General features: G+C 62.1%; 11 protein-coding genes. 6 read left to right on the forward strand and 5 right to left on the reverse strand.

Going from position 1 to position 6,291, the window contains the following annotated elements; translation table 11 throughout:
* From VEK15_22310 to VEK15_22320, 3 genes are all read left to right on the forward strand, one after another.
* The coding region (locus VEK15_22310; protein HXV63451.1) for a hypothetical protein at positions 1-486 on the forward strand (486 nt) is incomplete at its 5' end.
* A gap of 20 nt (positions 487-506) precedes the next feature.
* Entirely contained in the window at positions 507-1,214 is a 708-nt protein-coding gene (locus VEK15_22315) for a hypothetical protein (GenBank protein ID HXV63452.1), read from the forward strand.
* Between the two features lie 34 nt (positions 1,215-1,248).
* The gene (locus tag VEK15_22320) at positions 1,249-1,608 is read left to right on the forward strand and encodes a hypothetical protein (GenBank protein HXV63453.1); all 360 of its coding nucleotides are present in this window, start codon (positions 1,249-1,251) and stop codon (positions 1,606-1,608) included.
* Positions 1,609-1,965: 357 nt separating this feature from the next.
* On the opposite strand, the gene VEK15_22325 is transcribed toward VEK15_22320, so the two are convergent.
* The 3 genes from VEK15_22325 to VEK15_22335 form a co-directional block, all read right to left on the reverse strand.
* Complete coding sequence (locus VEK15_22325) at positions 1,966-2,187, reverse strand: helix-turn-helix domain-containing protein (protein HXV63454.1); 222 nt, start codon at positions 2,185-2,187, stop codon at positions 1,966-1,968.
* A 189-nt stretch (positions 2,188-2,376) separates the two neighbouring features.
* On the reverse strand, positions 2,377-2,685 hold the full coding sequence (locus VEK15_22330; protein ID HXV63455.1) for a type II toxin-antitoxin system prevent-host-death family antitoxin: 309 nt from the start codon (positions 2,683-2,685) through the stop codon (positions 2,377-2,379).
* A 15-nt stretch (positions 2,686-2,700) separates the two neighbouring features.
* A complete protein-coding gene (locus VEK15_22335; GenBank protein HXV63456.1) occupies positions 2,701-3,000 on the reverse strand; it encodes a type II toxin-antitoxin system RelE/ParE family toxin in 300 nt (99 codons plus the stop codon).
* A 480-nt stretch (positions 3,001-3,480) separates the two neighbouring features.
* Here VEK15_22335 and VEK15_22340 point away from each other — a divergent pair, with 480 nt between their 5' ends.
* The 3 genes from VEK15_22340 to VEK15_22350 all read left to right on the forward strand — a co-directional run bounded on the left by VEK15_22340 (position 3,481) and on the right by VEK15_22350 (position 5,212).
* On the forward strand, positions 3,481-3,633 hold the full coding sequence (locus VEK15_22340) for a hypothetical protein (GenBank protein HXV63457.1): 153 nt from the start codon (positions 3,481-3,483) through the stop codon (positions 3,631-3,633).
* Positions 3,634-4,031: 398 nt separating this feature from the next.
* The gene (locus VEK15_22345) at positions 4,032-4,505 is read left to right on the forward strand and encodes a helix-turn-helix transcriptional regulator (protein ID HXV63458.1); all 474 of its coding nucleotides are present in this window, start codon (positions 4,032-4,034) and stop codon (positions 4,503-4,505) included.
* Entirely contained in the window at positions 4,478-5,212 is a 735-nt protein-coding gene (locus VEK15_22350) for a hypothetical protein (protein ID HXV63459.1), read from the forward strand. The genes VEK15_22345 and VEK15_22350 overlap by 28 nt, the downstream gene beginning before the upstream one ends.
* On the opposite strand, the gene VEK15_22355 is transcribed toward VEK15_22350, so the two are convergent.
* A complete protein-coding gene (locus VEK15_22355; protein HXV63460.1) occupies positions 5,161-5,550 on the reverse strand; it encodes an ATP-binding cassette domain-containing protein in 390 nt (129 codons plus the stop codon). The two genes, VEK15_22350 and VEK15_22355, sit on opposite strands and share 52 nt — an antisense overlap.
* On the reverse strand, positions 5,547-6,191 hold the full coding sequence (modB, locus tag VEK15_22360; protein ID HXV63461.1) for a molybdate ABC transporter permease subunit: 645 nt from the start codon (positions 6,189-6,191) through the stop codon (positions 5,547-5,549). Before modB ends, VEK15_22355 begins: the two co-directional genes overlap by 4 nt.
* Positions 6,192-6,291: the final 100 nt, after the last annotated feature.

Here is a 6,291-nt window from a genome sequence, read left to right on the forward strand (position 1 = left end):
CTCCCGAACGGTAAAGGGGTGCTCTTCACCGTCTGGTCGGGCGCGCTCGAATCGACCCAGCTCGCCGTCCACGAATTCGCCACCGGACGCCACCGGATCCTGTCCTCGGGAACCCAGCCGCGGTACGTCCCGACCGGCCACGTCTTGTTCACCGAAGGCTTCGCGCTATACGCGGCTCCGTTCGATATCGATCGCCTCGAGCTCACCGGGGACGCCGTGCCCATCGCCGACAACGTCGAGGTCAACCCCACCGGGGCGGGCCAGTTCGCCGTCACGCCGCACGGCAACGGCATCTTGGGCTACGTCGTGAGCTCAGGAACCGGAGGTCGCGATTCGCTGGTGTGGGTCGACCGCACAGGAGAGGTCGGCGAGACGGCGATTGCCGACCCCGAGCGAGGTTTGGCGGCGTTTCGCCTGTCTCCCGACGGCAATCGTGTCTTGGTGCAGACGGCGCAACCCAGGGGCGAGCTCTGGGTCTACATCTGACGGGTCGGCCTCCGATACCATTGAGGATCAATCAGCCGGCCGAGTCTGCCGTTTGGGAGCCGGGCGGGCGCCGGGTGACGTTTCTCTCTTTCACCCGTCGCGTCCTCTATCGGATCGCCTCGGACGGAAGCGAGAACGAGCCCGAGCTCCTGATCCCGGACGTGATCCTCGACTCGCTTTGGACGTACACGCCCGATGGGCGCGAGATCCTCGGCGAGCGGATCGCAGGCGACGCCCGAAGGCTCCTGAGCTACCCGATCGACGGGGGCGATCCCCGCACGATCCTGCAGACGGACGGCATCGAGATCGAAGCGGCTCTGTCTCCGGATGGCCGCTTCATCGCTTACACTTCGGACGCAACCGGAAGGCCGGAGATTTGGCTTCGGCCGTTCGACGAGGAGGGGCCGCCGATCCGCGTTTCCAGTCAAGGCGGGCAGGAGCCGGGGTGGAGCGCCGACGGCGGCGAGCTCTACTTCCGCCGTCGAGGGCCCGCAAGTACCACGCCGGACCTGTTCGCGGTGAGCGTCGTCGCCGAGCCCGCACTCCGGGTCGACATGCCGCGCCTGCTCTTCTCGTTCCCCTTCTTGACGCCCTACACGCCCACCTACGATGTGGGTCGCGACGGACGGTTTCTCATGGTGGGAGGGACCCCGGGCGAGGGCACGGGCAATCTCGTCCTCGTCCTCGACTGGTTCTCCGAGCTCGAGCGCCTGGCGCCGACACCGTGATGGCACATGGTCGAAGCTCGAGAAAGCGTAGCCCTTGAAGCCACGAGTGGTGGAGCCCCTCGGAGTCGCTGGGATAGACGGTGGTTCGGTTGTGAACGTGAACACCCGAATTCCGCCAGGACAAGAGCAGGTCGATGCGCTCCTGGGTGATGAGCTCACGGTTTCGAAGAAGTCCCAGAACCTTGTGCCGGAAGAGAAGCTCGGCCTAATGAGAGTCCACATAGGGAATCGGTTGCCACAATCCCTCGTCGAGGAAAACCCCGCGAGTGACGAGGGCATGAATGTGCGGGTTCCACTTGAGGGAGAATCGAAGATCTGGATCACTGCCACCATGCCGGGGCGAGCCGTGGGTTCGTCGATGGCAGTGACCATCATGTCACGAACGGTTTCATAGGCGAGCCGCGTGAGCTCTCTCAGGAGCTCTCGATCGTACAGAAAGTATGCTCTGAGCATCTTGGGTAAGCTAAGAACCCATTGGGCGTGAGCGAGAAGAACTTTGACCGCAACATCGCGCCCGAGCTTTGTGTCATGCGCACGATAGACCTCGCCCATGCCCCCCTTGCCGATGGGAGCGCCGATCTCGTACGGGCCGAGCCGGGTTCCGGCCTTGAGTGACATCGGGGAAATCTAGTCGTTCCTATCGGAACTATCAATCGTCCGAGCGGCAGGTGCGGAGATCGTATCTCGCTACCGAGAGCACGCGAGATGAGGTGGCTCCTCGTGACCAAGAACCGTCGCGACTGTCCTCGAACTAAGCCGACGCCGCCAGGTTCTCGCGAAGGACACGCGGATGGCGAGCCGCGATTCGTAGAAGCGCCAAAGCGGGGCCCTCGGGTGTTCGCCGACCTTGTTCCCAATTGCGCAGCGTGTGGACACTGATACCCAACGCTTGAGCGAACTCCTCCTGCGTCAGGCCAGCAAAGCGGCGGAGGGCCGGGATATCCTTTTCGTGATCGATCTCCCCACGAATGATGCGTAGGCGTTGTTTGTGCGGGCCCGTGCGAAATCCTCGTCGGTTAGCTCGCGAATGTCGTCACTCATCGGTCCCTCCGTAATGCTTTGATAGAGCCTAGTCTCCTTAGCCGTAGCGCTCCCACTGATCCCGAACTGACCCCGTTCTCTTTCTCGAGACTCCCGACTCCTCTGGATGTTCGAGCCGACATCACTCTGTCGAGGACCGCTTCTTCCTTGACTTCGTCAAGCGCTGGCGAGCCGAGTGAGCGTCTTTTCGCGCGAATCGTTCTCGCACACTCGCGAGTGAACGAGTTCGGCCCTTCTTGCGGCGCTCCTCGATCATTTCCCAAAACGCTGGATCGGCGATCGTCAGCACGTCTTCGATGTCGTAGCCCTCGCATCCAATCAAGATGCATACGGGCTTGCCGTGCTTCGTGATGACGATCTTCTGTTCTTGACTGTCCTCGATGGCTCCGCTCAACGTTGCTTTGGCGTCGCGAACCGTGATGAACTTCATCTATCTAAGGCCCTCCTACTGTATCTCGTCGGTCGTCCGGTGTGCAGGCTTCTTCCGCACGGCACGAACGATGACGAGCCGATCTTTTTCGACGATGTCATAGAACACGCGGAAATCGCCGACACTGAGCTGCCACACCGGTCCAAGTTGATCCCAGGGCGGCTCCACCGCTTCGAGCACTTTCTTTCGTCGCGTCACTAGACCCGGCTCGAACTCCAGCTGCTCTTCGATGTCGTCGAGGATGCGATTGCGGTCGTACGGACGTAGGGTATCGAGCTCGGCTTCAGCAGCCTCATGAATCTCGATCTCGTACACGTGTACCTACAATTGTAGTTATATTCAAAGCCACGTGCAACCACAATTATAGTTTCAACGCCGGCAAAGTCCGGAGGATGACGAATCTCGTGCCTCGGCCATCGGGAAGTGGCCCTGGAAACGACACCGACTGAGCCGCCGCCGGCGGATTCTCGCGAACAACACGCGGATGGCGAGCCGCGATAGATGTGAGCGCGCAGCGCGAATAATTCGGCGGATGACCTCGGGTTCGATGATGAAAGCAAGGATTTTCATCCTTGCGCCACACCGAAGGCAGGTTGCAGAGCGCGCCTGGGAGGCGCGATGTCGTTGTTCTGCCCCGGTGGATTCGCATCCTCCCTCCGGTAGTTGGAGCGAACGCGGTTGGCGTAGCCGGGGCAATGGTGAGGCGCGTGAGAGCGCCGCGCGCGAGGTCGTAGAGCCAAAGGTCCGCGCCACCTTTGGGGTCGAGGACGAGGCGGGCCCCGTCGGGAGAGATCCGTGCCCGTCGGTGGGGCCACGGGGAGGGACGACGTCCACCCGGACGGGCGGTTCTTGTTCGTCGTCAGACCCGAGTCCGACGAGGACGACCCCTATCGCGGCCTCTCGCGATACGAAGTTGTTCTCTCCTGGTCCGTGAGCTTGAGCGGTTAGTGCCGACGCAGTGCGTTGGTTGGCGCGATGAATGACGCAGCGAAGCGATTAGAGAGCTCGCGAAAGGGCATGAAAAACGCACGCGTTGTGTAAGAGACTGACGCTTCGTGGGCGGCGAGGTCGGCAAACCATTGGGGTAGTCGAGACCGTTCAATTGGCTCGAAGAGCTCGAGCACCTCGTTCCAACGGAGCGCTGAGCCACGGAGTCGGAACGACTCAGAGAGGATCCGCGAGGAAATTCGCTGCACCGACTCCGCCAGCTATGAAGCTTCCTGTTATCAAATTCATCAATGGGCGGAGGACCTCCCTCGAAGTGCCGATCCCAGCCGACGATCGAGGACGAAGGCATCGTCAAGTATACTTGACAACTGGCTTCAGCGTGTGCTAATTAGGTTGATATGTTGAATGTTAGGGCGTTGCGCGCCTTCATAAAGGCGCGCGGTTGGAGCCAGGCCGAGCTTGCGCGACGCATTGGAGTGAGCCGCCAGGCCGTGTCGCTATGGTTTCGCGGCGATGAGGCGAACGTCCAAGGCAAGCACCTGCTGAAGCTGAGCGAGGTCCTCGGGGTCTCGGCCGAGGAGCTCACCAAGCCGCTTCCGTGCTTCGAGCCCGAAGCTCACGACCAGCTCCTCGTCACGCTGCTCTGGGATCGTGTCTATCCCGATCTCGACGATTTCGCGGTGGCGTTGAACGCGCGGGATCCGCGCGCGATCGGTCGATTCGTGGAAGTCTACGGCCTTTACGCCGCGGAAGCGACGCTCGGGGCGTTCGTCTGGGACCGGTTTCCCGACTATGAGCGGCACATCCATCCCGCTCGTCGCCGTGAGTTGAGGACGTTGTGGTCATGGCACGAAAACCGGACGGCGGCCTAGCGGCACGGGTGCTGCCACCGCCACTCTACCGGGCGCTCAGGCACGTCTTCGCCCAGGAGATCGCGGGCGCAATGCTCGTAGGGGGCACGGCCCTCGCCGGCTACTACGCCGGCCATCGACGCTCCGACGACCTCGACTTGTTTACCGCAGACGAAATGGCGCACAAGGCCACCGTCCTCGCCGTGAGATCGCTCGGCGACGTCGGGACGACGTTGACGGATGAACGGAGCTCGGCGCATTTCTATCACACGACGTGCCGGCTGGCCGGACACGATTTCACCGCGCAAGTCGTGTTGGACGCGAATCTCTTCGACCTGGGCTCCGGTTTGGCGGCGAGCGACGGTGTCGTCGTCGCCACGCCACAGACGCTCCTGAAAATGAAATCCGCGACGCTGGTGAGCCGAGCCAGCGAGAAAGATCTCTACGACTTGAAATGGTTCTTCGACGAGGACGAAGAGCTGGACATCCCAACGCTCATCGCGCTCGGCGAAGAGATTGACGGCGGGATGAACGCGGAAGCGGTGCTCATCAACCTCGTAGGAACCGAAATGCAACCCTCGGCGTGCGGCTTCTCACTTACCCAAACCTCCGAGCAAGTCCTGGAAGAAGTGAATCGGGTCAGAGCGGGGTTGATTAGCGGTGTCGAAGCCTACCTTCATGAGAAGGCACCTCCGCCCATCGCACAATTGATCCGACGACTGGAGTAGACGACCGAGAGTTGTAGGTCTTTACGGTTCACCAGGCGGCTTCCATAACCGAGATTGCGGCGAACGCTCATGTGGGGAAAGAGCAGAGCATCCTGGGGCACGTAACCGACGCGCCTCAGCTCCGGTGGCAACCAGACTCTTTGCCGCGATGAGAACAACAACTCCTCGTCGATCCGGATCTCTCCCTCGGCGGGCTGACGGAGGCCGGCGATCGTCTCGAGAAGCGACGTCTTCCCCACGCCGGAGGGGCCGAAGAGGGCGGTCATCGGCTCGTTCAGATCGAGCGACACGTCGAGCTCGAAAGAGTCGAGCGGAAGCCGCACGGTGACGTGGATCATCGGAGAGCGACGGACTTCGACCGAGGCCGTCTCGAAAGCCGGTCGGCGAGCCAGATCGCAACGAGCGCCACCAGCACAGTGACGGCAGCCAGACGATAGGCCTCGGGATCGCGACCGAGCTGCACGAGTTGAAAGATGGCGAGCGAGAGCGTCTGAGTCTCTTCGGGAATATTGCCCGCCACCATGATGGTCGCGCCGAACTCGCCGAGAGCGCGCGAGAAAGCGAGAATGAACCCGGCGAGGATTCCCCGCGAGGCCAGGGGAAGACTCACGCTGAAGAACACGCTGAGCCGGCCCCTTCCCAGGGTGCGGGCAATGGCTTCGAGGCGAGGGTCGATCTCCTCGAAGGAGGTTCGCACGGTTCGCACCAGAAGGGGGAATGCCACGACCGCGCTCGCCATCACCACGGCCCGCCAGGTGAAGGCGACGCTCAGTCCGAAGTGATCGTACAGGAAGCGACCCACGGGCCGGTTGCGTCCAAAGAGCTCGAGGAGAAAGAGTCCGACGACCGTGGGGGGCAAGACGAGAGGCAGCGTGGCCAGGGTCTCGACGAGGCTCTTTCCGCAGCGAGCAGTACGGGCAAGCCAGAACCCGAGCGCCACGCCCAGGGGCAAGGTGAGCAGCACTCCCGCGAGGGCCATCTGAACGGTGAAGGCCACGAGGTGCCCGAGTTCGATCTTCAGCGTTCTCCCTCCAGAAATACGACACCAAAGCGCCTGAAGACAATCCCCGCCTCCTCCG

This window comes from Vicinamibacteria bacterium, assembly GCA_035620555.1.
GTDB lineage: Bacteria > Acidobacteriota > Vicinamibacteria > Marinacidobacterales > SMYC01 > DASPGQ01.

Excerpts from the sequence above, each read along its gene's own strand:
- VEK15_22350 (HXV63459.1), top strand. The coding sequence starts at position 4,478 with ATGGCACGAAAACCGGACGGCGGCCTAGCGGCACGGGTGCTGCCACCG.
- VEK15_22345 (HXV63458.1), top strand. The coding sequence starts at position 4,032 with ATGTTGAATGTTAGGGCGTTGCGCGCCTTCATAAAGGCGCGCGGTTGG.
- modB (HXV63461.1), bottom strand. The coding sequence starts at position 6,191 with ATGGCCCTCGCGGGAGTGCTGCTCACCTTGCCCCTGGGCGTGGCGCTC.
- VEK15_22355 (HXV63460.1), bottom strand. The coding sequence starts at position 5,550 with ATGATCCACGTCACCGTGCGGCTTCCGCTCGACTCTTTCGAGCTCGAC.
- VEK15_22330 (HXV63455.1), bottom strand. The coding sequence starts at position 2,685 with ATGAAGTTCATCACGGTTCGCGACGCCAAAGCAACGTTGAGCGGAGCC.